The sequence below is a fragment of the Arthrobacter melezitosi genome, assembly GCF_054511055.1.
The window spans coordinates 43957-68273 of sequence record NZ_JBTNDJ010000014.1 but is presented as its reverse complement, the minus strand read 5'-3'; the positions used below and the strand labels follow the sequence as shown (position 1 = coordinate 68273).

Annotated in this window: 15 protein-coding genes and 1 tRNA gene; 2 read left to right on the top strand and 14 right to left on the bottom strand. The window is 70.8% G+C overall.

Features of this window, described 5'->3' with window-relative positions; genetic code table 11:
• Positions 1-3: 3 nt before the first annotated feature.
• From ACX80W_RS13520 to ACX80W_RS13485, 8 genes are all read right to left on the bottom strand, one after another.
• Positions 4-2616: a LuxR C-terminal-related transcriptional regulator gene (locus ACX80W_RS13520; RefSeq protein WP_459284108.1), complete on the bottom strand. Its 2613-nt coding sequence runs from the start codon at positions 2614-2616 to the stop codon at positions 4-6.
• A gap of 190 nt (positions 2617-2806) precedes the next feature.
• Positions 2807-3394, bottom strand: coding sequence for an aminoacyl-tRNA hydrolase (pth, locus tag ACX80W_RS13515; RefSeq protein ID WP_459284107.1), 588 nt, complete (start codon positions 3392-3394; stop codon positions 2807-2809).
• Between the two features lie 14 nt (positions 3395-3408).
• A complete protein-coding gene (locus ACX80W_RS13510) occupies positions 3409-4017 on the bottom strand; it encodes a 50S ribosomal protein L25/general stress protein Ctc (RefSeq protein WP_459284105.1) in 609 nt (202 codons plus the stop codon).
• 552 nt (positions 4018-4569) lie between these two features.
• Positions 4570-7230, bottom strand: coding sequence for a helix-turn-helix transcriptional regulator (locus ACX80W_RS13505; protein WP_459284103.1), 2661 nt, complete (start codon positions 7228-7230; stop codon positions 4570-4572).
• The gene (locus tag ACX80W_RS13500) at positions 7227-9872 is read right to left on the bottom strand and encodes a helix-turn-helix transcriptional regulator (protein WP_459284101.1); all 2646 of its coding nucleotides are present in this window, start codon (positions 9870-9872) and stop codon (positions 7227-7229) included. The genes ACX80W_RS13505 and ACX80W_RS13500 overlap by 4 nt, the downstream gene beginning before the upstream one ends.
• Positions 9873-10195: 323 nt before the next feature.
• Positions 10196-11176 (bottom strand): ribose-phosphate diphosphokinase, encoded by a 981-nt coding sequence (locus tag ACX80W_RS13495; RefSeq protein ID WP_459284099.1) that lies wholly within the window; start codon positions 11174-11176, stop codon positions 10196-10198.
• Positions 11173-12654 (bottom strand): bifunctional UDP-N-acetylglucosamine diphosphorylase/glucosamine-1-phosphate N-acetyltransferase GlmU, encoded by a 1482-nt coding sequence (gene glmU / locus ACX80W_RS13490; RefSeq protein WP_459284125.1) that lies wholly within the window; start codon positions 12652-12654, stop codon positions 11173-11175. Before glmU ends, ACX80W_RS13495 begins: the two co-directional genes overlap by 4 nt.
• A 169-nt stretch (positions 12655-12823) precedes the next feature.
• Positions 12824-12895, bottom strand: a tRNA-Gln gene (locus ACX80W_RS13485).
• Positions 12896-13043: 148 nt separating this feature from the next.
• Here ACX80W_RS13485 and ACX80W_RS13480 point away from each other — a divergent pair.
• Positions 13044-13640: a TetR/AcrR family transcriptional regulator gene (locus ACX80W_RS13480; RefSeq protein WP_459284123.1), complete on the top strand. Its 597-nt coding sequence runs from the start codon at positions 13044-13046 to the stop codon at positions 13638-13640.
• A gap of 57 nt (positions 13641-13697) precedes the next feature.
• On the opposite strand, the gene ACX80W_RS13475 is transcribed toward ACX80W_RS13480, so the two are convergent.
• Positions 13698-13832 carry a hypothetical protein gene (locus ACX80W_RS13475; protein WP_459284097.1) on the bottom strand — a complete coding sequence of 45 codons (135 nt, stop codon included), beginning with the start codon at positions 13830-13832 and terminating at the stop codon, positions 13698-13700.
• A 120-nt stretch (positions 13833-13952) separates the two neighbouring features.
• Here ACX80W_RS13475 and ACX80W_RS13470 point away from each other — a divergent pair, with 120 nt between their 5' ends.
• A complete protein-coding gene (locus tag ACX80W_RS13470; protein ID WP_459284095.1) occupies positions 13953-14573 on the top strand; it encodes a hypothetical protein in 621 nt (206 codons plus the stop codon).
• Here ACX80W_RS13470 and ACX80W_RS13465 read toward each other — a convergent pair.
• The 5 genes from ACX80W_RS13465 to ACX80W_RS13445 form a co-directional block, all read right to left on the bottom strand.
• The gene (locus ACX80W_RS13465) at positions 14454-16088 is read right to left on the bottom strand and encodes a dynamin family protein (protein ID WP_459284094.1); all 1635 of its coding nucleotides are present in this window, start codon (positions 16086-16088) and stop codon (positions 14454-14456) included. The two genes, ACX80W_RS13470 and ACX80W_RS13465, sit on opposite strands and share 120 nt — an antisense overlap.
• On the bottom strand, positions 16085-17908 hold the full coding sequence (locus tag ACX80W_RS13460; RefSeq protein WP_459284092.1) for a dynamin family protein: 1824 nt from the start codon (positions 17906-17908) through the stop codon (positions 16085-16087). Before ACX80W_RS13460 ends, ACX80W_RS13465 begins: the two co-directional genes overlap by 4 nt.
• A 111-nt stretch (positions 17909-18019) precedes the next feature.
• Positions 18020-19333: an IniB N-terminal domain-containing protein gene (locus tag ACX80W_RS13455; protein ID WP_459284090.1), complete on the bottom strand. Its 1314-nt coding sequence runs from the start codon at positions 19331-19333 to the stop codon at positions 18020-18022.
• A 280-nt stretch (positions 19334-19613) separates the two neighbouring features.
• Positions 19614-22205, bottom strand: a complete 2592-nt coding sequence (locus ACX80W_RS13450) for a LuxR C-terminal-related transcriptional regulator (RefSeq protein ID WP_459284088.1) — start codon at positions 22203-22205, stop codon at positions 19614-19616.
• 6 nt (positions 22206-22211) lie between these two features.
• The gene (locus tag ACX80W_RS13445; protein ID WP_459284086.1) at positions 22212-24245 is read right to left on the bottom strand and encodes an Hsp70 family protein; all 2034 of its coding nucleotides are present in this window, start codon (positions 24243-24245) and stop codon (positions 22212-22214) included.
• Positions 24246-24317: the final 72 nt, after the last annotated feature.

The window sequence follows — 24317 nt, the reverse complement described above, 5'->3', positions numbered from 1 at the left end:
CGTCTACGTGAAGATCAGTGCGAGCTGCCGGCGGCTCGAAAGACCAAGTTTGGTAAGGATCTGGTGCACGTGTCCTTCCACCGTCCGGACCGAGACGTGCTCGGCTTCGGCTATCGCCTTGTTCGATGCGCCCCGGGCGACAAGGCGCGCGATCTTTCTTTCCCTTTCGCTGAGGATAGTCCGGTTCCGTGGCTTCCGGCCCGGTGCACCCGCCCTGCGGAGGATCTGGTCGGCGTAGATTCCGATCATCGCATCGCCGGAGTCAAGGATTTCGATGGCCCGCTCCGCCGCGTTCGCGGCGAGGGCATCCTCGCCGGTGGCGAGCGCGGCGCTGGCGGCGTCGAGCAGAACTGCCGAGTCCCCGGCCGTAATGCCCTTGCCGAACAGTTCAAGGGTCCGGGCAAGCGGCCCCTCGGAGGTGGATGCGGCGGCGCAGAGCCGCTCGACGAGGTCGTCCTGGCCGAGCTGGACCGCCGCGGAGAGGAAGAGAAGCTCCTGGCCCTTGTTCCCTGCTGCGGCGTTGGTCCCTGCCAGGGCTCCCAGCCCTTCCACCGCGGCGTCGGCTTCACCGAGCGCTTCCCTGGCAAGGAGCCGGAAGTACTCGGCGCTGTTGCGGTACTGCCAGGGATGGCGCTCGGAGCCCAGATCCATCGCCTCAAGGTGTGCCCGGGCGGCGTCGTGGTCTCCGTTGACCGCGAGGGCGTAGGCACCGGCTGCCTCAGCCAGGGGCAGCAGCCCGTGCCGGTCCGTCGTCCGGAGCTGGCTGATGGCCGGAATCAGCCGGGCGAGTGCATCGCGGGTGCGCCCCGCGAAGGCGTGCAGCAGACCCTCTGTGAACTCGGACGCCGAACCGTCGTAGATGCTCGCGGCACTTTCCCGGTCGGCTGCCGCCATGGACAGTGCCTCGGTCCAGTACCCGGCAGCCAGCAGCGCGGTGAAGACGTGCGTTCCGGCCCGTTCGATCTCGAGCGGGTCAAGCTCCGCTCCAACCATCCGCGCGAGCAGCGCACGGCCCATTTCGACAGCGCTGTGCTGGCGTCCGGTCGCGGCAAGGGCCGAGGTCAGCAGTCCCTGCAGCCGGTGCGTGGGCCGGCCTTCCGCGAGCCGCTGCTCGATCGCAGCAGGCAGCGTCTCCACCAGGAACGCGCACCGGCCCTCGTGGAACTCCCACTCGGCGGTGAAGTCCTCCACGAGTTCGCGCAGGTCCCGGGCGGCAGCGGGCGGCAGGCCAGCGAGGCGCCGGCGCGCGCGGGCAAGGATGGCTCCCGTCTCACCATGGCGTTCGTGGCTCCGCATGGCGAGCCCGGCCGCGGCGAGGAGCACCCCGACCTCCACCTCCGCGTCCAGCGGCTGCGCGCCGTCACCGACAAAAGGGCCAAGGACGGCGAAGGCCTCGTCGATTCGCCGGCTCAGGCCCAGGGCGCGCGCCCTTTCCAGGGCAGCCGCCGGGTCCCGGGCGTCCCGGGACCCGGCGTCCAGGAAGGCCAGGGCGGCGTCGGGATCGTACCTCGCGTTGGCCTCGCGGGCGGCTTCGAGCAGCGCGGCCGGCTCCACCTCGACCCCGTTCTCGAGGCACCAGCGGATCAGGGCCGCCCGGCCCGCCGGGGGTAGGGAATCCCTGGCGCGGAGATTGTTCAGGGCGAGGAGCGCCGCCCGCCCCGGCGCGGAGACCAGCCGCGAGCGCAGGGCGCCGGCAAGGGCCCCGTCCGCCACCTGGACCATTGGGACGGTGCCCTGCTCGGTGCGCAGCACGCCGTGCTCCTGCAGGTCGCTGACGGGCTGGTGCGGGAAGACCTCAAGCAGCATTTCAAGGGGCACTCCCCCGGTCACCGCAACGGCCTCGACCACGGGAAGTTCTCCGGCGCCGATACGCCCGAGGTGGCCCGTGGCGCAGTCGGTGATCGGCCGCCCCGTCCGGGTGGCCGCGCCCCCGTCCAGGACCCACACCCCGTCGCGCAGGACGAGGTGGCCGGAGTCGACATCGGCCAGGGTGAGCGCCTGCAGGTATCTGGGATTGCCTCCGCTGGCCTGCCACAGCTCGAGGGCAACCGAACGCGAGACGGGGCTGCGCATCGCCGCGGTGAGCAACTCGGTTGTCTTCTCGAGGTCCAGCGGCGCGATGTCGAGGCGCTGGACGATGTCGTCCTTCCACAGGTTGAACAGCTCGACCGGGGCGCGTTGCATGTCCTCGCAGATGCCGATCAGCCGCACCGCGCCGAGGCGGACCAGGTGGGCGATCACCATCGCGGAGAAATCGTCAAACTCCTCGACCTTGTCCAGGACCATCAGGGTCGCCCGGCCGCCGGCGGCGAAGTGGTGCTGGAGGGAGGCCAGGAGCATCAGCGGGTTGGCGGAGGTTTCCTCATCCAGCTGGGCGAGCACCATGCTGATCGCCCCATAGGGCGTGCCGGCTGTCGCCGCGGATCCGCGCAGGAAGACCTCGTCCAGTTCCGTCGAGAGGTCGTCGCTGACGGAGCGGGCAATGAGCGTCTTTCCCACCCCTGGGGGTCCAACCAGGAAAACCCCGCCGCCGGCGTCCCGCAGCACGCGGTTCCGGACGTAGTCGATCTCCTCGGTGCGCCCCACCGGGGGCCAGCCACTGTCCGCCCCCGTCATACGGCACGCCCGCGCACGCTTCTACCGGCAACTACCGGCTTAAGACCAGAGTTGATCACGCAAGTCACCACTGAGTCCGCCCCACAACGACTGTCTTGGACGATCAGACTACCGTGTCGGCCGCCGAAAGCCAGTGCCGCGCGGACAAAGCTTTAACTAGACAGTAACCGGAGGCGGCGCATGGAAGCCGCTAAGAGGCCGGGGCGTGGAACTTCTGCTGTGCCGGAACCAGGCCGCTGCGGATGAGCAGTTCAACGGCGTCGGCGGCATCGTCAAGGAGGAAGGGCAGGTCCTTCTTTTCGGCCGTGCCGAAATCCCTGAGTACGAAGTCGGCGGTGTCCTGGCGTCCGGGAGGACGTCCGACGCCGACCCGAACGCGCAGGTAGTCCTTGGTCCCCAGGGCCCTGCTGATGTCACGGAGGCCGTTGTGGCCGCCTTCGCCCCCGCCGGACTTCAGCCGAACGGTGTTGAAGGGGATGTCGATTTCGTCGTGCACCGCCACCACCTGCGCTGCGGGTATTCCGTGGAATTTGGCGAGGGCGGACACGGGTCCGCCGGAAAGGTTCATGTAGGTCAGGGGCTTCATCAGGACGACGCGCGGACCGCCCAGTCCAAGCCGCCCCTCGAGCGCCACCGCCTGGGTCTTCGTGGTGCGGAACCGCCCGTTCAGCCGGCCGGCCAGCAGATCGAGCACCATGGCGCCCACGTTGTGGCGGTTGCCGCTGTAGCCGGGCCCGGGGTTACCGAGCCCGGCTACGAGCCATGCGTCAGTTGGCATGAAGACCGGCAGGATCAGCTGTTGTCGGCAGCGGGCTCGCCTGCGCCGGCTTCCTCAGCCGGGGCCTCGGCCTCACCCAGGTCCTGGACGGTGGGAGCCGCCAGGTTGACGATGAGCGTGTCGGCGTCGACCAGCAGCCGGGTACCGGCGGGCAGCTGGATGTCGGAGGCGTGGATGTGCTCGCCGACCTGGCGTCCCTCGATGTTGACCGTGAGGCTCTCGGGCAGGTGGGTGGCTTCCGCCTCGACCAGGACGGTGTTGCTTTCGAGGTTGACCACGACCTCGGGAGCGGCTTCACCCTCGATGTGGATGGTGACGTCGACCTCGACTTTTTCGCCGCGGCGGACCGTCAGCAGGTCGATGTGCTCGATGATCTGCTTGAGCGGGTTGCGCTGGATGTCCTTGGCCAGGGCGAGGTGGTCCTCGCCGTCCACCTCGAGGGTGAGCAGGGCGTTCGGGGTGCGCACGGCAAGCGTGGTCGCCTTGGCCGGAAGGAGGACGTGGAGGGGATCTCCACCGTGGCCGTAGATGACGGCGGGGATTTTGTTGGCGCGGCGGGCCTGGCGGGCAGCGCCCTTGCCGAACTCGGTGCGTACTTCTGCGGGGAGCTTCTGCTCTGACATTGGATCTCCTGGTGGAACGCGTTGCAGCCGGCCGGTGGGCCAGCTTCTGGACGTTGCCGGGACGGAGAGGAGCGCGTCTAGAAACCGCTCGCTGCTGGTGAAAGCACCAGCTGTTGGAAGTCGCTAGCCACCGTCGATCACGGAGTCCGCCCGATTTCTCGGGCCGCTCCCTCGCCTAGGCATCGCAGACAATCCTACAGCAACCGGAGGGTGCTCCTGCGCGGGCGGGTGCGCCGGATGCGGCCGGGCACGGGATCTCGGCCCAACAGAACACAAGCCGGGTTGGAACGGCGGCGTTCCAACCCGGCTTGTGCATGCCCTGCGGCGTTGAAGGGTCGGCGGCGGCTGGGGATGAAGTCCTGGTCTCAAGAAGACTTCGACACCGCCGACCCGGTTCGGGGGGCCGGTTCCCTGCAATGGGTTCCGACTGATTCAAACTTTATGTCGATAAGGAGGGACGGAACACGAGTAATAGCTCCCGAAATCCCTTCATCTGCTACCTGTTCCCGGGCCCGGTACTACCCCATCACCCGGCTTCCTACTCGGCAGGTCTCACTCGGGCCGGACGATGGATTCGTACTCCGATGTCAGCTCCTCCCGCCGGGTGATGCCCAGCTTCGCGTAGATCCGGTACAGGTGGCCCTCGACCGTCCGGGGGGAGACCGTCAGCGCGGCGGCGATCGCACGGTTCGAAGCCCCGTCGAGGGCGAGGGAGGCGATCTCCCGTTCCCTCCCGGTGAGCTTCGTCGGCTCTTCGGCATCACCCAGAAGCGCCGGTGAGCAACCCTCGAGGCGCTGGCGCCGCCGCCTGGCGACCTGGAGCAGTTCACGTTGCGTCCGGCGGTCCCCGCGGTCCGCCAGCAGGCGCATGGCGCGGTAGGAGGCATCGGCCGCCACGAGGTGCTTCTGCGCCAGTTCGGCCTTGTCCCCCGCCTCCACAAGCCGCTCCAGGTCGCCGGAGGCGACGGCGGTGGCGTAGGCATTGAGTACCATCGCCTCCCTTCCCTCCATCGTGCCGGTGACCTCGGCGAGCCGGACGGCGGACTGGGGGTCGCCCAACGCCACGAGGATCTCGAGGATGTCCTTCTCGCAGCCGGAAAGCGCAGCGTCGGCCGCCCTGCCGGCCAGCTCCTTGAGCCGCCCGAGATGGCCCTCCCGGTCCTCGGAGGGCAGCAGCGCCGCGTGGGTGAGGGCCTCTCCCAGCAGGGCGAGGGGGCGGCTGCCCCGGTGCGCCTGTGCGGCGAATTCGGCCGCCAGCTCCCCGGCACGGTGGGGCTGCCCCAGCGCGCTCGAGGCCAGTGCGGCGACGGCGAGGACGTAGGGCAGGAGCAGTTCGTGGTCGGACCGGCGAAGTGCTTCGAGGGCCGGCCCAAGCTTCTCCATCCCCAGGCGGAACCTGCCCCTGCGCACGTCGAGCGCGGCATCCAGGGCGGCGAGGGCACCGCCGGTGAAGGCGTAGTCGCAGGCCGGCCGCCGGGTGTAGTCCTGCAGGGCCGCCTCCGCCTCGGCGAACTCACCCGAGTGGATCAGCACCACGAGGTGGCGGGTGAGGGTGAAGGCATGGAAATCGTTGAAGAGGCCGGGATCGGTCCGGACGATGGCCAGGCCGGAGGCGGTCAGCGCCTTGCCCTCGGTGGCCCGGCCGGTGGCACCGAGGGCCTCACCGAGCAGGGACTGGGCGAGGGCGAGGTTGAGCGGGCCTCCCGCCCCGCTCTCCACCAGAACGCGCAGCCGCGTCTCGGCCTCGGCGAACCGGCCCTCCAGGTTGTAGGCGAAGCAGCGAAGCAGCTCGACCTCCGGAGCACCCGGCCCGGCCGGGGGCTCCGGCTCCAGCAGGGTGGCCCACTTGTCGGCCACTGCATGGATTTCCCGGAGCGGTCTTCCCTGGAGCAGCCGCAGGCGCACCGTGAGGACGGCCGCGGCGGCGAGCACCTCGGCGGAGCCGGCCGACTCCAGTGCCCCACGCAACAGGTCTCCTGCCTCGGGCAGGTGCATCCGGGCGAGCTCGACCCGCGCCCGCTCCACCCGGGCCGCAACAGCGAATTCGGGCCCCGCCACGGCCGAGGCGAACCGCATCGAGGACTCCAGGTCGAAATAGCGGTGGGCGAGGCGGGCTCCTTCGATGAGGACGGCGTCCGGAACGGCCTCTCCACAGTCGAGGGCCCAGTTCAGGTGCCGGACCCTGCCGGGGCCAACGGTCGGAATCGAAGCGGAACCTCCGGCCAGCTCGGCCCTGAGCACGGCGCTCCGTCCCGCCGGAACGAGCCCGCGCAGGATCCGTCCGTAGAGCCGGTGGGTCGGCACCGCGAAGGACGGATGGCCGGGCATGCTCATGATGAGGCCGGCCTCGAGGAGGTTCCGGACCGCTGTTGGGTCGGTGATGCCGGACAGTGCGGTGAACTGCACCGGCTCGCCGAGGGCGAGGGCTTCGAAGGCCTTGCGCTCCGGAGCCGGCAGCCTCAGGCAGATGCCCCGGACGAGGTCGGCGAGGGATGCGGGGACGGTGAGTTCCTCCCGGGACAGCTGCCACACCCCCGCACTTTCGGTGAGGGCGCCATCGGCAAGGGACTGGTCGAGGAGTGCCCTGAGGAACAGGGGATTCCCACCCGATTCCTCCCAGAGGCGCTCCCCCGTGCCCCGGACGAGGTGCCCGCCGAGCAGCTTCGCGCACACCTCGGTTACCTGCGCCGCATCGAGCGGTCCGATCTCGAACCGGGCCAGCAGTCCTTCCCTGCACAGGGAGACGAGCTCCTCCGAGACGGGGTCCTGCGGGCGTGAGAAGGCAACAAGGCGCACGGTGCGTGAGGAGACGAGCTGGGAGAGCACGTGGCTGCTGTCGTCGTCGATCTCGTGGGCGTCGTCGACGACGAGCAGGACGGGACGGCCCCTTGACTCCTCGCGGAAGAACGAGATCAGGATCCGGAGCACCGAGAGCGAGGATTCGATGTCACGGGCGGTCGCCCGGTCAAGGAACGGGGCGAGCGCGGCATATGGGGCGTTGCTCAGGGCCGGGCCCGGATGGATCAGGAAGGACGCCGCGGAGTGCATTGAGCGCTCCATGAGGTGCCGGGCCAGCGCGGTCTTGCCCATCCCCGCTTCGCCGAAGACGAAGGCGCCGTGAAGGTCCGAGCGCGTCACTGCGTGTTCGAGGGCCTCGAGCAGCGGATCCCGTCCAACCAGGTCCCCGTCCACCAGCGAGGCGGTGGTCCTCATGCCAGGTTTTCGGTGGGGAGGAGCTCTCCGAGTTCATTCCGGGTTGAGACGTTCAACTTGGAGTACACCTGGTAGAGGTGACCCTCGACGGTGCGCACCGAGACGAACATCTGCTGCGCGATCGCCTTGTTGCTCGCCCCCGCCGCCGCCAGCCGGGCAACCTCGCGCTCCCTGGTGGTGAGGCGTTCGAGGCCCGATCCGGCCGAACTCCAGGCGGCGGCCTCCGGCAGGATTTCCCGCACCCTGCGCTGCAGCTGGCGGAGCGAGTTCTTGTCGCGCGTTCCGGCGACACCGCGGAGGGCGGCCTGGGCGGCGTCCGAGGCGAAGCGCTGGTCCCCCTGTGCGGAGGCGAGTTCGGCGGCCTGGACGAGCAGCTCGGCGTCACCGTTGCCGAGTCCCTTCGCGTACAGTTCGCAGGTCCGGGCGAACGCCCCCTGCAGCGAGGCCGATACGACGGTCAGCGGTTCGAGCGCGGCCCGGTCGCCGAGGCGGACGGCCCAGGACAGCGACAGGAGCGCCCAGGCATCGGCTCCGACGAGGCGGTCGGCCTCCCCGAGGGCGTGCAGGTCGCGGGCCGCATCGGCCTTGACCTCGAGGAGCGAGGAGACAAGGAGCTGCAGGTGCCGCGTCGCGCGCCGGACCTTCCAGGCGCTTCCCGGGCCGGGCTCGGTGACGGGAAGGTAGGCGATCGCCTGTTCGAGGTTGCGCTCCTGCGCGTGGGCGTGGGTGATCCCGGCCGCGGCAAGGGGCAGTACGCCCTCCGGGTCGCGGACCCGGAGCTGGTTGAACGCCGGCACGAGCAGCCTCAGGGCCGGACCGGGCCGGCCCTGCAGCGCCTCGGCGATGCCTTCGTAGAGTACCCCCGGAGAACCGCCCTGCGCGCCGGGGCCTCCTTCGGCCAGTCCCGCAGCGTCGAGGACACGTTCACCCTCCGCCGCGGCCCCGGCGAGGCGGTACACCTCCCGCACCTGCCGCACAGCGCGGACGCGGGAGCTCCTGCTGATGTCGGCGCCGGTGAGCCTCCGGCACAGCGAGGCACCGAGCTCCAGGGCTTCGAGCTGCTTGGAGGTCATCGCCCAGGCCTCGCACAGCAGCGTCTCGGCGCGGACACGGAGGTCGCCGGCGAGCCCATCGTCGGAGTCGAGGGTCTCCTTGAGCTCCCGGGCGTTGCGCAGGAACTCCCCGTCCCAAGAGGCCTGTTCGGCGCGGGCGAGCAGGACCGCCCGGCGCAGCTCCTCCAGCTCCGGATCTCCGGCCGGATCAGCGAAGCCCACCAGGCGCGATTCCGCTTCGTCGAGGAGGGTCCCGCTGCCCTGCTGACCGAGGTGGCGGTCCGCGCGGGCCTGCAGCAGCAGCAACCGGACCGCCTCCGGGCCGTCCGGGGACAGCTCGGCGCCGAGCGCCGCGGCTCGGGCGGCCGCCTGTTCGAAGTTCCCCTGCCCGAGGTCGGCCGTGATGGCTTCGAGGTGGAGGTCGGTCCCGCGTCGGCTTTCCGTTCCGCGCTCGGCGATCTCGGCCGCACCGGCGTGGTCCCCGACCCTGTTGGCCGCACGGGCCCCGGCCAGCGCCACCCCCGGCGGCAGCGTCAGCCCTGCGCGGAGCAGCCACCTGGCGTGCCGGGACGGCTCGGCGGCGAGTACGGCGTCGAACCCCGGCAGGAGGGAGAATTCGGCGTACAGCGCGCCCGCCTCCTCGGCCGGGACGCTCTCGGCGACGGCGTCGGCAAGCGAGGGCCACGCGCACTGGGCCATCGGCGAGGGCCCGTGGTCGACCCGGATCAACCCGCACTCTTCGACGGAGTCAAGGTCTTCGGGCCGGAAACGGCCAAGGAGTACCGGCCAGGGCACGCGGCCTGCCAACGCTGTGAGGCGCACGATCCGGCGCTGTTCGCGGCTGACGTGCGGCAGGGGTGAGGCCGCCTCCGTGAGGTCTTCGCCGAGGGCGGTCCGGCCGGGCAGCAGGACCCATGAGCCGTTCTCCCGCGCGAAGAGGGAGCGCCGGGCCATTCCGAGCAGCGCCGCCCGCAGGGCCCGGGGATTTCCGCCGCTGAGCTCCCAAAGCACCTCAAGGCATTCCCTCGAGGCCGGGTCGCCGAGTTCGGCCTCGACGAAGAGGGCGGACTCGGCGAAGGTCAGGGCGGGAACCTCGAAACGCTGGAGCGAGCCGTCGCACCACAGCGCCATGAACGCCGCATCCGCCCGTGCGAAATCCTTCACTGCGAGGAGTACGCGCACGACGCCGTTGTTCACGAGCTGGGCGATGACGCCGGAGGAGGCGGGGTCGAGCTGCTCGGCGTTGTCGACGGCAACGATGACGGGCCCGCCCTGGGCCTGGCGGCGCAGCGCCGCCGTGAGCGCCTGCAGGACCATCACCGGACTGTCGAGCACCTCCGGCTCAACCTCCGAGAGCAGCAGGCTCAGGGCGCGGTAGGGGGTACGCCGGGAGGAGGACGAACCCCGCACGTTCACGATGTGGGCCCCGGTTCCGGACTGCAGGACCTGCTGCAGGAGCGCCGTCTTGCCGGCTCCCGTCCCCCCGACGAGGACGGCGCCCGAGGATCCCGGCCGCCGGAGCGCATCGGCGATTCCTTGGAGCAGTTCCGTCCGACCGATGAAGAAGCTGCCGGACAGCAGCGGGTTCACCGGACACCACCCTGGAGGTTCAGGCAGTACGGGCGCGTTTCAGAACACGAACAAAAACCTCTATGAGACCGCATTGAGACCAACTTCTCTTCCCCGGGCTATGAGTTTTCCTGCTACACAGCCTAGGAACGAGTGCCCCCCGGGGACACGAGTGGTTACTACGGATCTTTCCGTGAAGTTACTTGTTTTGGCGTACGCGGAGCGCCGCCCCTACTCATTTTCAAGGCGGTCACTACCTGAAACGGGGGCTGCGGCACCGAAGGCTACTGGTTCCACGGCGGCGGACCCCACCTATGCGGAGGCGGTCCTACCGGCCTTGCCACTCACGCGATGCCGTCGAAGAGGCTCGTCACCGACCCGTCATCGAAGACCTCGCGGATGGCCCGGGCGATCAGCGGGGCGATGGAGAGAACGGTGAGCTGCGGGAAGCGTTTCTCCGCCGGAATGGGAAGGGTGTTGGTGACGACCACTTCGCGGGCACCCGACTCCGCGAGCCGGCGTGATGCCGGCTCGGAGAAGACCGCGTGCGTGGCGGCGATGATGACGTCCTTCGCGCCGGCGTTCTTCAGCACCTGCACGGCCCCGGAGATCGTGCCGCCGGTGTCGATCATGTCATCGATCAGCACGCAGGTCCGTCCCTCGATCTGGCCGACCACCTGCTTGGACACCGCCTGGTTCGGCACGGTGAGGTCCCGGCTCTTGTGCACGAAGGCGAGCGGTGCTCCGCCGAGCCGCTCCGCCCACTGCTCGGCGACCCTGACCCTACCCGTGTCGGGGGAGACAACCGTGACGTTATCGGCGTCGACGCGCGAGCGGATGTACTCGGCGAGCAGCGGGATCGCCATCAGGTGGTCGACCGGGCCGTCGAAGAAGCCCTGGATCTGCGACGTGTGGAGGTCCACGGACATCAGCCGGTTGGCACCGGCCGTCTTGTAGAGATCGGCGACGAGGCGGGCCGAGATGGGCTCGCGGCCGCGGCCCTTCTTGTCCTGGCGCGCGTACGGGTAGAACGGGGAGACAACGGTGATGCGCTTGGCGGAGGCCCGCTTCAGCGAATCCACCATGATCAGCTGCTCCATCAGCCAGTTGTTGAGCGGGGCCGGGTGCGCCTGGATCACGAATACGTCGGTGCCGCGCACGCTCTCCCCGGACCGGACATAAATTTCACCGTTGGCGAAGTCATACGCCGAGACCGGAAGGAGTTCGGTCCCCAGCTCGGAAGCGATCTCCTCGGCGAGCTCCGGATGGGCGCGCCCGGAGGCAAGGACCAGCTTCTTCTCGCCGTGTGCCGTGATTTCGCTCATGCCTGGCTGCTCTCTTCTGTTGGTGTCGCCGCTGTGCCGCGGGTGGAAGCCGCGGTGCTGGTGGAGGAAAGGCCGGGAACCGGGGCACCGGCCGCAGGGACGGCGGACTCGGCCGCGGCCCGCGCGGAGGCGGTGCCGGGCCGCTTCGCGCCGACCCACCCCTCGGCGTTGCGCTGCGGGGCGATGCTCAGGCCCAGGGCGCCGGGGGGCACGTCCTTGCGGATCACCGCTCCGGCCCCGGTGTAGGCGCCGTCGCCGACGGTGACGGGCGCGACGAAGACAGTGTTCGAGCTGGTGCGGACGTGGGATCCGATGACCGTGCGGTGCTTGTTCACGCCGTCGTAGTTGGCCGTGATGTTTCCGCAGCCGATGTTCGTGTACTCGCCGATTTCGGCGTCGCCGGCGTATCCGAGGTGGGACAGCTTCGAGCCGCGCCCGACGGTGACGTTCTTGGTCTCGTAGAAGGCGCCGATCTTCCCCTCCTCACCGAGCACCGTGCCGGGGCGCAGGTAGGTGAAGGGACCCACCGAGGCGCCGGCGCCGATGCTCGCACCGCTTCCGTGGGTGCGCACGACCGAGGCTTCCTCCCCGACGACGACGTCGGTGAGCGTCGTGTCGGGCCCGACGACCGCGCCGCGCCCGATCCGCGTCGTGCCGTGCAGCTGGGTGCCCGGAAGGATCGTGACGTCCTCGTCGAGCACTGCGGTGGCGTCGATCCAGGTGGTTGCCGGGTCGAGGACGCTCACCCCCGCCCGCATCCACTCCTGGAGGATGCGCCGGTTCAGTTCGGCGCCCAGTCCGGCGAGCTGCACACGGTCGTTGACTCCCTCGACCTGCCAGGGGTCGTCCGAGACCACCGCGGCGACGCGGCCGCCGGCGGCCCGGCACAGCGCCGGCACATCGGTCAGGTACATCTCGCCCTGGGCGTTGTCCGCCCCGACCTGCCGCAGGGCGGCGCGCAGGGACGCGGCGTCGAAGGCGTAGATGCCCGAGTTGATCTCCCGGATCTCCCGTTCGGCATCGGTGGCGTCGCGGTGCTCCACAATGGCCGTCACGGTGCCGTCGGCCCCCCGCAGGATCCGCCCGTAGCCGGCCGCGTCGTTAAGGACCGCCGTCAGGACGGTCACCGCATTCGCCCCGGCGCGGTGCTCGGCGACGAGGTGCCCAAGGGTTTCGGGGGTGAGCAGCGGCACGTCGCCGTAGGTGACAACGACGGTGCCTTCGACGGGGGCGTCCCCGCGGGCATCAAGGGCATCGAGGGCGACCTGGACGGCGCGGCCGGTGCCCGGAATCTCGTCCTGGTCCACCAGCAGCGCCTCGGGGTCGAGGGCGGCGACGTGGCCTGCCACCCGGTCCCGTTCATGGCGGACCACCACGGCCAGTGCCTCGGGCCGCAGGGCCCGCGCCGCGGCGAGGGCGTGGCCCACGAGCGAGAGGCCACCCAACGGGTGCAGGATCTTGGGAGTACGGGACTTCATCCGGGTGCCGGCTCCGGCAGCGAGAACGATCACTGCGGCCGGTGGGGAGGACTCTACTGGTGCCGTCGCAGTGGCTGCGTCCTGGTGGCTCACGAAGAAGCGCTCCTACCTGTTGGGAGTGTTGACCGACGGGAGGCCACCCGGACATAGTACCGGGAGGCAACCGCCGTTCCGCCCATAGGATTCGAACCTATACTCCGCAGCTCCAAAGGCTGGGGTGCTGCCATTACACCAGGGCGGACCATGCGCATCCGCGGCCGTGCGGCCGGGGACATGCACACGGTTATCCAGTCTGCCATGTTCGGTTTCCAACGGCGACCCGGGCCGGTCCGTAGGATGGAGCGGTGAACCCACCATCCGAGCCCGGCGACGGAGCCGCCCGCCCCCGCATGACCGGCGCGCAGCGCCGCGCCCAACTGATCGACGTGGCGCGGGGCCTGTTCGCGCTCCGCGGACTCGACGGGACCACCATCGAGGAGATCGCCGCGGCCGCCGGGGTGTCCAAACCGGTGATCTACGAGCACTTCGGCACCAAGGAGGGCCTCTACACCCAGGTGGTGGACATCGAGTTCCACATCCTGCTGCGCAGTGTCACCACCGCCCTTGCCGGTGATGCCGGGTCACGCGAACTGCTCGAGCGCGCCGCGCTCGCACTCCTGGACTACATCGAAACCAGCACCGACGGTTTCCGGATCCTCATGCGCGACGCGGCCCCTTCGCAGCCCGAGGGTGCGTTCTCCACCCTCCTGTCCCGGATCGCCGCCCGGGTCGAACACATCATGGCGGCGGAATTCGGGAAGCGCGGATACTCGCCGCAGGACGGCGCCATCTATGCCCAGATGCTGGTGGGGATGGTGGCGATGACCGGCCAGTGGTGGCTCGACGCGCGCCGGCCGGACAAGAGGACGGTGGCGGCCCACCTTGTGAACCTCGCCTGGAACGGGCTCAGCGGGCTGTCGCCGGATCCGAAGCTCCGCAGCGCCTGAAGCGGACACCGGACGCCCGGGCAGGATCCCGCAAGCCCGCCCGGACCGGCGCCGGCCTCAGAACAGGACGATCAGCGCCACGATGACGACGATGGCCAGCGCTGCGCCGAGCCCCACCTTCCGGCCCGTGGCGGGGCGGGTGTCCTGTTTCCTGCGCCTGCCATGGATTGCATTTCCACCGTTGCTGCTCATGGCACCAAGGCTAGGTCCGGCCCCCGGCACGGGCCACCGTACCGGCTACTCGTTCCTCGGCGGAAACCACCCGGAGCGGTTTTTCCTGCGGCCCTCGGATGGCGGTGCTAAGTTACCCCCATGTCGAACGAGCCCGCCCAGGGAAGGCCCGGCCGCGCGGGGCCGCCCGCTGAGGCACAGCGGGCGGGACGCATCCCGCACGCCGCCCCGCCACGGCCTGCGCTCGCCCCGGGCATCCCGGCACCGATCGTCGTATCGGTGCCGCCTCCGGGTCCGGTCCGGGCGGCATTGTCCCTGTGGCTTGCCAGCTTCGCGGCCGGGCTTGTGGCGGCCCTCGTCGCGTTCCTCAACCGGAGGGCGCAGATCGACCGCCTCAGGGAGGCGGCTGCCGGCCTGGGGTCCGGAAGGGATGCTTCGACCCTCGACACTGTGGCTTCGGTTGCGTGGTGGAGCGCCCTGGGCGCCCTCCTCGTCCTGATGGCGGTCGAGGCGCTCCTGCTCGCCGTCCTGCTCCGCACGGGCGGCTGGCCCCGGTGGGTGCTGCTGGTGGTCCTCCCGGTGCACGTCGCGGTGATGGTCGTGGGCGCCTCCATCCTTGGCCCTCCCGGAGCGGAGACCTACCTAGTCGTGCTGTTGGCGGCGCAGGCCGTGCTGGGCGCTGCGGCGCTGGCCGCCAGCCTGCTCCCCCGCGCCAACGCCTGGTTCCGTGCCGGCCGGAACTCCGCCGGCGTCCCGGGATAGGACATTCCGGGGACCCGATGCGGATGGCGCCGGCTCCCCGGGCGCGGTGTCCCGGACGGTGTCCGCAAGCAGCGCCTCGCAGGTGCGGATCACGGTCTGGCAGAGGTCGAGGGCGGTCCGGTCGGTCAGCGGGTTCTCGGCCACCGCATGCCAGCGGCGCAGCTGGACGAGCGCCTCCGCCCGCAGCTCCGCCGCCGGGGTGTTCCCGGCCAGGCCCAGCCGGTGCGCCGGGGCCACCCCGCTGCCCCCGATGAGCCGCTCGGCGTCGGCGGCCAGCTCCGGGGCCAGGGCCACTCCGCCCGTGTGAAGCACGCCGAGCATCCGCAGCTCCCGGTACTCGTGGGCGCTGGCGAGGACCTGCTCGAGGTCCGCCGCGAGCTTCCCGGCATCCGGCCGCGGCGAGGAGCGCAGGAGCGCCTCGACCCCGATCAGGGCGCTGCGTGCCTTCAGGTGCGAGGCCCGGGCCTGGAACTGGCCGGACAGGTTCCGGAGCAGGTCGTCGAGGCCGCTGCGCCGGGCCAGCTCACGGGCCAGTGCCGTCGGTTCGCTGACGCCGCCGCGCAGCACGGCGCAGGCGAGCCGGATGCCGAACATGCCGAACCGCTCGAGGAGCAGGGCCCGCTCCGCCGCGCTTGAGCGCACGCCCCCGGACCGGACGAAGCGGTCCGCCGACAGCAGCATGCGTTCGCGCTCGTTCCGCTCAAGCCCTGCCAGTTCCACCATGGCCGTGAATTCGTGCTGGCGCAGCGTCCGCGCGCTCTGGGCGAGCAGCCCGGCGACGGGGACCACTCCAAGGGCGAGGCTTCGCAGGTTGGCATCGGTGCGGTACCGGGCGGCGATTTCGCGCGCGGACAGGAGTGCGTCGATCCGGCCGGCGCCCACCTCGTCCGCCCGGGACAGCACGGCGAGCGCGTTGACGGTCCCGGAGCGGCCCACCGCGGTGTCCTGGAAGGACTTGAGGAAGTCCAGGTCGCTGGCATGGAGGTGCCTCATCAGGTAGATGACGGCGTCCGCCTCGGAGGGCGTGTCGGCGGGCAGGAGGAATCCGGTGGAGCGCTTGGAGACCTCCCCGGACAGCGAGGCGATCCCGGGGGTGTCGATCAGGGTGAGGTCCCTCAGGCTCCGCGCCGGCCAGTCGACCACGAGCCGGTCCACCTCCTCGGCGCGGACGGCGCCCAGGTCCAGCCGCAGCCGTCCCTCCACCCGCCGCACCGGAAGCGCCCGCGCGGGCCCCTGGCGGAGGTGGAGGGTTATCCGCGGAGTGTCTCCGTGGCGGTACCAGGTGACGACCCGGGTGCATTCGCCGGTGTCGGTGGGCGCGATCTCCTCGCCGATGATCGCGTTGAGCAGGGTCGACTTTCCCGCCTTCACCATGCCCGCAACGGCCACCCGCAGGGGTTCCTCGAGCCTCCGGGCGTATGCTTCGAGCGCGTCGCGGGCGGCGGGGTCGTCCCCGTACACCTCGAGGGCGTCCCGGACGAGCGCGGCCGCCGCCGCACCCATGGCATCGCTCATGTCCCCGCCGCCACCGGCGGCTCCAGCGCCCGGGCCCGGGCATGCAGGGCGTTGACGCGCTTCAGTTCGGCCCGGATCTGCTGCATCCGTTGGTCGCGTTCGAGCGTGTAGGTGGCCGCGGCCTGGCGCGCGGCAGCCACCGAATCGCCCAGTGAACGATGGTGTTCTTCGGCGATCTCGGTGAAGTGGTCGCGGGTGGCGCGCTGGATCAGGCGCAGCCGGTCCTTGAGTTCCTTTCCCACCTGGAAGACGACGTCGTCGATCTGCCTCCGCACGAGCGCCTTCGCCTCGCCCTGGCGGCGCTTCAGCCGGGCTTCCTTGTCCTCCCGGTAGGCCTTGCGTCCCAGCAGGAGGCCGGCTCCCACCGAGAAGGGGTTGATCAGCGACATTCCGACGATGCCGGTGAGCAGGCCGAACATCAGGACGCCGCCATAGGAGCCGCGCATGCCGATGAGGACCTTCCCCATCGGGCTGACCCTGCCCGGGTCGAGGGTCGGCACCCGCTCGACGGGGCTGAGCACGTCCTGCGTGTCGGAGACCTGCAGGACCGGCAGCCGCACCTCGTCCTGCTGGAAATGCTCGGCGACCTGCCCGGCCAGCCAGGCGGAGCGTTCGTTCGTCCACACGAAGGTGTCCGAGACGGCCGAGGCGACCCGCTGCTCGAGCCACTCGGCGAACCGGTCCCAGGTCGGCCCCGGGTCGCCCTCGTCGATCGCCTGCTCGGCTTCGCGCTGGATCCTGCGCAGGCGGTCGCGCAGGTCGTACTCCATGTCGGCGATGAGGTCGCTGATCCCGTCATTGAGCGTGATTTGCCACCGGGCCGACCGCCGGCGCTGCTCATCGGCCTTCTCCTTGGCGGCCTCGAGTCCCGCGACGATCAGCGGGCCGGCTTCGGGGTCTTCGAGCGCGCTGAGCTCGGACTGCAGGGACAGGCGCAGGTGCTCGGTCACCGAGAGCAGGTCCTGGGCGACGGAGCGCCGTTGGAGACTCTCGGCCGAGCCCAGGATGTTCGAGCGCAGGTAGGCCACGAGCGCCGGAAAGCCCGACTCGGCGTTCAGTTCGCTGTCCTTGAGGCGGGCCGCGTGGAGGCGCAGATCGGAGGACACCGGAATCAGTGGAATGGAGGGTCCCACCCGGTCGAGGTGTCCGCGGTCGAGTTCGGCCACCCGCCGCCACTGCGGGTAGAGGTCGGTTTTCGTGAGGACGCAGGCGACATTCGGCGAGACCCGCAGGGCCTGGCGCAGGAACCGGATCTCCGGCTCGGTGTACTCCTGCGAGGCGTCGGAGACGAGCAGCATCGCATCGGCCGTCGGCAGCGCCGTGAGCGTCGTCAGCGAGTGGGGCGAGTTGAGGCCCCCCACCCCCGGTGAATCCACGAGGCAGAGCCCGCCGGTCAGGACCTTGCGCGGAAGTGCCACCTCCGCCGCCACCAGCCGGCGCCGGTTGCCCGGGTTTCCCTTTTCCGAGACATGGGAGGCGATGTCCGCCAGGTCGACCGGCTGCCGCTCCAGCGCCGGCTCGTCCCCGGCGGCGCCGTCGGCGTCCTTGGGAAGCACCAGGACCGCCGAGGCCCGCTCGCCGTAGCGCACCACGGTGGGAACCGAGGTGGCGATGTCGTCGTCGACCGGACACACCGGGGCATTGACGAGGGCGTTGATGAGCTTGCTCTTTCCCTGTTTGAATTCACCGACGACGATCACCCGGACGCTCGGATCGAGGAGGCGGCCGCGGGTCGATTCGAGGCGCCGGCGCAGGTCCGCCCGATCGCCTGCCCGGGCCAGTTCGATGCCGTGCTCCACGAGTTGAACCAGTTCGGCCACAGGTGCACCTCCCGACGAAGACGATGAAACGAGACTACAGAGCGGCCCGGCGGGAAGCACGCTTCCGGCCGGGCCGCTCTGTTCTTCTTGAGACAAACCTTGGGGAGGCTCCTAGGAGTCGGCCTCCAGCTCCACGGGGGCCTCGACGGCGGTGACCTCGGTGTCGGTGAGGACGACCGATTCGTCGATCGAGGTGAACTCCGTGTTGATGTCGTCGACGACGACGTCGGTGGAGGTCTGGTTGAAGGAGTCGTCGAACTCCGCGTCGACCTCGACCGACTTGTCGGTGGTGAAGGAGTCGTCGATGACGACCTCGGTCTCGGTCGTGGTCGTGGTCTCGGTCGTGGTCGTGGTCTCGGTCGTGGTCTCGTTGTACGAATCCTCGATTTCAACCTCGTTGAACGAGTCGTCGATGTCGACGTCCAGGTCGGTGTTGACCGTGTTGTCGGTGACGGACTTGTCGACCTCGTTGAAGGACTCGTCGATGTCGACGTTGGTCGACCCGTCGTTGTACGAGTCCCTCACCGTCGTCTCCGAGGAATCCGAGTTGTCATTGAACGAGTCCTCGAGGTCGACGTCCAGATCGACATCGGTGTTGTAGGAGTCGTTGACCGAGTGGTCCTCGGACCTGTCCTCGTTGTAGGAGTCGTCGATGTCGTTGTCCTCGTTGTAGGAATCCTCGTTGTAGGAGTCCTCGATCTCGACGTCGACGTCGGTGTTGCCGATTCCGATGTGCGCGTCGTCCCCGGCGCGCACCGTCGTGGAGTTGTCGGTTGATTCGTCGACCGAGTTGTCGACCTCGACGTCGCCTTCGGCGGCGATGGCGTCATCACCCGAGGCAACGATGGCGTCGTTGTCGAAGAACTGCGAGACGTCGCCGTCGGCCCAGATGTTCTGGTTCACCGACTGGTCGGTGATCGTGTCCCGGTCGTCGATGGTGGAGGTGTAGGAGTAGTTGTTCATCACGTGGGTCAGCGTCTGGACCGCGTGGGCGTGGTCGTTGTAGTCGTCGTCACCGCGGTCGTCATCATCGTCGTGGTCGCGGTCATCGTCGCGGTCGCGACCGTGGTCGTGGTCGCGGTCATCGTCATCGTCATCGTCATCGTCATCGTGGCTGTGCCCGTGGCCGCTGCCGGGTGCCACGATCGGGCCGACGTTGACCGAACCGGCATCGCCGCTCATGGGCGCCTCGATGGAGGAGGAGTTGCCGCCGGTGTCATACTCGCGGTCGAAGGAGGAGCTGACCTCGACGGGGGCGTAGTCGAGCAGGACCGGAATCACGGCGTCGACGTCCTCCATGCAGACTCCGGCAAGCCCTGCGTCGGCGAGGGCCCCTTCCGGGTCCGCCTTGAACGCCGCCGCCGCCTCGGGATCCTTGAACAGGCTCATCAGGAATTCGAGAAGGGTCGTTGCGAGTGTGGGCATTTTGTTTCCCCCGTATCGGTCAGTGATTGGTGTGGGCTCGGTGGTTGACCTGTGAGCGCCGATGCTGAAACGCCTGAATCCAACCTAGGACCGCGGCCGGCCGCCGCCATCGGGGATCCCTCCCCTGCCGCGGACCGGCCGACCAGGGGTTTCGGCGCCCCGGGGATGGAGGGGCAGGGGGTTTCCGGGCACCCGGGGGCCGGAGGAGGGGGACGCGTCCTGCACCGGGAGGGGCTATGGGCCGGCCCGGGACCCTAAGGAGGGCGCCGGGGGCCCCTCCCTACGACCCCTCGCCCTCCTCGGCGCGGACCAGGGCGATGCGCAGCCGGTCGAGCAGTTCGGCACGGGTGGTGACGCCAAGACGGCGCCGGATGCGTGCGATATGGTGCTCGGCGGTACGCGGAGAGATGAAGATCGCCTGGCCGATCTCCCGGTAGGTCCGGCCCTCGAGCACCAGCTGCGCTACCTCGCGCTCACGGGCGCTGAGCCCTGACTCATCGGACACCGCACCGGCACGGAGGCGCGGTTCCGGGGCCGCGGTGCCGGCCGCCGCGCGGGGGGATTGCGTCCCGGCCGTCGCGAAGGGAACCGGGTGCAGGTCCCGGGCGCACGCCATGAGGCGGGCCATGTCCTTCCGGTCATCGGCGCGGGCGGCGGCCTGGCCCGCGAGCCGCGAGCCGTCCCAGGTGAAACCCGCTGCCGCCAGGGCGCGTGCAGCACCCTCCACGACGGAGACCTCGAACCGGCCGGCCAGCACCGAGATCCACGCCCTGCCCGCGGCGGCGAGCACCGCAGCCAGGGGATACCCCTGGGCGTTGCGGACAAGGGCCGCCGCATGCGGGGCAAGGTCCTGGGGCCGTTCCGCCAGGAGCGCTGCCTGGACGGCGGCCCAGTGCAGCGGGACCGACCAGAGCGGCGGGTGGCCCAGCCGTTCCAGCAGCGACCACGCCTCGGCGAGCTGCACCTCGAGCCTTTCCGCGTCGCGCAGCCGGGCACCGGCCACGAGGAGCTCGCCGAGGGGCAGGAGGAGGTAGAGGTCGATCGACACGCGCAGGATGCCCTCCCGGGCGCGCTGCCAGGCTGCCACGAGGGCCGGAACATCCCCGGTCCTCCTCGCCAGCGCCACCTCGAGCGCCGTGAGGAAGAACCCGTCCCGGGGCGCCAGCGTACCGGGGCCGGAGACTGCCTCGGCGGCGTACAACCGGGCCTCACCGGGCTTGTCCTGCTGCAGCGCGGTCCAGGCCCGCAGCAGCGTCAGGCGTGGCCGCGCCGCAGGTCCTCCCTGCCCACCGGCGAGCGCCGCATCCAGGACGGATTGGGCGAGGTCAAGCTCGCCGCTGCTCAGGGCCGCCAGCGCGGCCAGGGCGGCCGGCAGGTCGGGCAGGGGAACGCTCTGGCCGGAGGCTGTCATCATGTCGGAGGCCCGGACGAGTCCGGGAAGGGCCTGCGCCGGGGAGGGTCCGAGCGAGTCAAGGACGGCGCGCCCCATCAGGGCGGTGGACACCGCGCGCAGCGTCGGGGAGCCGCCCGGCGCCGTCCCCTCCAGCATTCCGTCCGCCCCCTCCCGGTCCCCGCTGCCGATCATCGTGACGGCGGCAAGGGCGGCGGAACTTCCGGCCCGGCCCTCCCCCAGCCACCGGTACACCTCGGCGCCGCGGGAGAGCATTCCGCGTTGGGCCCAGACCGAGGCGGCGACATCGGCGGCACGGGCCACATCGGGTACCTCCTCCTGGGCAAGCAGTGAGTCGAGGATCCGGCCCGCGCCGTCGAGGTCCCCGGCCGCTGCGGCGGCCTGCGCGCGGCGGGCCGCCGTGGCGAGCCTGTCGGTGCCCGCGGCGGCCGCCTCCTCATACAGAGCCGCCGCGGCCTCCGGCGCGTCCGACAGCGCCGCATCCGCAGCGGCCACGAGCGCCGCGGCCACCCGGGGGTGCCGCAGCCCGTCCCGGGCCAGCCCGCGCGCGACGTCCCCGCCCAGCACGCCGTCCCGGGTCAACACGTCAACGAGGAAGTGCTGAAGTTCCAGGATGCGGTAGTCGGGAGTGGCCGCGAGCAGGGCCCGGCGGATCAGTGGGACGAGCCGTCCATCGGGAAGCAGCAGCCCGCCGGCCCGGCCCTTGGCGAGCAGGGCATCGATCGGGGTTCCCGATCCCTCGAGCCCGGGCGGCACCTGCCGCGGTGGGGCAAAGCCGACGGCCATCGCGAGGAGCAGCTCGCGCAGCGCGGTCTCGACGCCGTCGAGCTCGTAGCCGAGCTGGTCCATGACGCCGCGGGGCACCTCCGGCACGGTGTCCGTTCCGCGGCCCTGCTGCTGCAGGCCCGCGGTGACGCGCTGCACCAGCCACGGCATCCCGCCGGTGAGTTCGGCCACCAGTTCAAGGGTTGCCGGCGGAACCGGTTCGCCCAGGGCGGCCCCCAGGTAGCGGGCGAGGTCATCGCTGCCAAGCGGCCCCAGCACCACGGGCGGATGGTGCTGTTCAAGGACGGCGGCGAGGCGCTCGAGCCCGGATGTCCGGGGCCAGGTGCGGTAGGAAACGATCACATGGTCGGCGCGGTCCTCGATGATCGAGGAGATTCGAGCCAGCGCCGCGTCGTCGAGGAGATGCGCGTCGTCGATGATGACCGCCCGCCGGGTGCCCCGGAGGGGAGGTCCAAGGGCCGCCGGACCGCGGACGACGCCGACCCCGGCGGCCCGGTAGTGTTCTTCGGCGAGGTCGAGCAGGGCGCTCTTGCCGGTTCCGCCGGCACCCGAGACGCCCGCGACGAGACGCAGGTGCGGATCGGCGGCGGACCGGTCCGCGGCGCCGAGGAAGGACGCGGCCACCGTCTCCCGCAGCGGACATGTCAATGAGACCCCCAGACTTCCTGCCTGCACCGCCGGTCAGCCTTCCGGTGCCGGCGGCGGGACGACCGGGGCCCCCGGATCCGAGCTGGGGACCGGTTGGGAAGACTCGGTGGGCCCCGGACCGCCCGGCTGCGTCGACGGATCCGGAGCAGGCGGCGCCGTCGTGGGCTCAGGAGAGCCCGGCGGCGGGGTGGTGGGATCCGGGGACGTCGGCGGCGGGGTCGTGGGATCGGGCGACGTCGGATCGGGAGAGGTCGGCGGCGGAGCCGTCGGAGCAGGAACGGTGGGATCCGGGGACGTCGGCGGCGGAGCCGTCGGACCGGGAGCCGTCGGATCCGGGGACGTCGGCGGCGGAGCCGTCGGACCGGGAACCGTCGGAGCAGGAACGGTGGGATCGGGCGAGGCCGGTGGCGGAGTCGTCGGACCGGGAGACGGCTCAGGAGAGCTTGGTGCTGCGCCGGGGGTCGGGTCGGGAGTTCCGGAAGGCGCCCCCAACCCTGCGTCTCCGATTTCCACCGAGTCCCCGGTTGCCGTCCGGCGGTCCTTCGTTTCCTGCCGGGCCTCGGCGCCGGCACGGTCCCCGCCCGCCGGGTCCAGCGCTGCGATGCCCTGCGGTACGCCCTCGGTGGTGGCCGGTGGGGTCGGGTTCGTCAGCTCGGAGAACCAGCTGGTGCCCGGGGTGCCCCTCCCCGCGTTCCCGGCCGTCGCTTCCCCGGTCGACGGCGTCGGCGTGCCGGTGCTCGAATCGGCCTCCGCGGCGGCGCTCAGCCCCCCGAAGAAGCGCGGGCTCTGGGCCGCCGTCGCCGTGAGCCCCGTGAGCAGCGCGGCGGACACGGCCACCGCACCGACCCGCAGTCCGGTGCGCGACCGGGCCCGGCCCGCGCCGGTCCCGGCGAGTGCCGGCGGCGCCCCGGAAGCCAGGGCGGGCCGGGGAGGTGCCCCGGGCACTCCGGCGGGCACGGTGGCGGGGTCCTCGGCCGGGTCCTCCTCCACGAGCCCGGCAGCGGCGAACGCGGCACCGAGGGCGATCGACGCCTTGGGGTCGGCGTCGATGGCGATGGGTCGGTCGAATTCCTCGGAGAGCAGTTCGGCGACGAGGGGAATCCTGGAGGAACCGCCGATCAGCAGGATGGCGTCGAGGTCCCCCGGCGCCACCCCCGCGTCCTCGAGCACCCCGGCGAGCACCTCGACGGTCTCCCGCACCGGCTCCTCGATCATCGATTCGAACTCGGAGCGGACCAGCCGCACCGAGCTGTGCGCAGAGGGCAGCAGCACCGGGATCGTCGCCTCGGAGTCCGCGGAGAGGGCTTCCTTCGCCTCGGTGCACTCGCGGCGGACCCGCGCGAGGGCCAGCAGGACGTCGGGGTCGGACGGATCAAGCCCGGCGAAGGGGGTGCCCGCGCCGGCAGCTACATGCGCGAACACGGCCTGGTCGAAATCGGCCCCACCGAGCCGTTCGATGCCGCCGGGACGCCCAAGCACCGTGAAGGTATCGGTGTCGTTCTTCCGCAGCACCGCGGCGTCGAAGGTTCCGCCGCCGAGGTCGTAGACGGCGACCGTCCTTCCCGGTTCGATCCGCTCCTGGGAGGCATAGTGGAGGGCGGCGGCCTCCGGTTCGCTCAGGAGCATTGCATCGGCCAGCCCCACCCGGGCCAGTGCGCCCCGGATCAGGCCCGTCTTGTAGGTGCCCCAACCCGCGGGATGGGAAAGGGTGACAGCGACCGGGGGTTCGCCCTCGCGCTCCTGGGCACGGTCCACGGCCCAGCGCGCCAGGATGGCGAACAGGTCTTCCGCGGAAACCCCCACCCCGTCGATCACGAAGGGAACGGAGTCGCCGACCCGGCGCTTGAATTCACGCACCATGCGCTCGGGGCACTCCAGCCCGCGCCGTTCCGCGGCCTCCCCGACGAGCATCTGTCCATCCTCGCCGAGGAAGATGACGGTCGGCACCGGCCCCCCGCGCAGCCCCAGGCCGAGGGTCGATGGCGTCGCTACCGAGTCGCCGCCGAGTCGGGTGATTGCGGCTGCCGTGAAACTCGTTCCGATATCAACGCCAAGGACATACGGCATACGAAGTTCCTAAACAATGAGCGCATTCGGTCGCGACGGGCTTGTTTCAAGCTAACACCGGGCTTCCACAGC

What these genes read in the sequence shown, in the direction of transcription:
- ACX80W_RS13495 (WP_459284099.1), bottom strand. Translation starts at nt 11,176, where the DNA reads ATGAGCGAAATCACGGCACACGGCGAGAAGAAGCTGGTCCTTGCCTCC.
- ACX80W_RS13510 (WP_459284105.1), bottom strand. Translation starts at nt 4,017, where the DNA reads ATGTCAGAGCAGAAGCTCCCCGCAGAAGTACGCACCGAGTTCGGCAAG.
- ACX80W_RS13475 (WP_459284097.1), bottom strand. Translation starts at nt 13,832, where the DNA reads ATGAGCAGCAACGGTGGAAATGCAATCCATGGCAGGCGCAGGAAACAG.
- ACX80W_RS13520 (WP_459284108.1), bottom strand. Translation starts at nt 2,616, where the DNA reads ATGACGGGGGCGGACAGTGGCTGGCCCCCGGTGGGGCGCACCGAGGAG.
- ACX80W_RS13455 (WP_459284090.1), bottom strand. Translation starts at nt 19,333, where the DNA reads ATGCCCACACTCGCAACGACCCTTCTCGAATTCCTGATGAGCCTGTTC.
- ACX80W_RS13480 (WP_459284123.1), top strand. Translation starts at nt 13,044, where the DNA reads ATGACCGGCGCGCAGCGCCGCGCCCAACTGATCGACGTGGCGCGGGGC.
- ACX80W_RS13465 (WP_459284094.1), bottom strand. Translation starts at nt 16,088, where the DNA reads ATGAGCGATGCCATGGGTGCGGCGGCGGCCGCGCTCGTCCGGGACGCC.
- ACX80W_RS13470 (WP_459284095.1), top strand. Translation starts at nt 13,953, where the DNA reads ATGTCGAACGAGCCCGCCCAGGGAAGGCCCGGCCGCGCGGGGCCGCCC.
- ACX80W_RS13445 (WP_459284086.1), bottom strand. Translation starts at nt 24,245, where the DNA reads ATGCCGTATGTCCTTGGCGTTGATATCGGAACGAGTTTCACGGCAGCC.
- pth (WP_459284107.1), bottom strand. Translation starts at nt 3,394, where the DNA reads ATGCCAACTGACGCATGGCTCGTAGCCGGGCTCGGTAACCCCGGGCCC.
- glmU (WP_459284125.1), bottom strand. Translation starts at nt 12,654, where the DNA reads ATGAAGTCCCGTACTCCCAAGATCCTGCACCCGTTGGGTGGCCTCTCG.
- ACX80W_RS13505 (WP_459284103.1), bottom strand. Translation starts at nt 7,230, where the DNA reads ATGAGGACCACCGCCTCGCTGGTGGACGGGGACCTGGTTGGACGGGAT.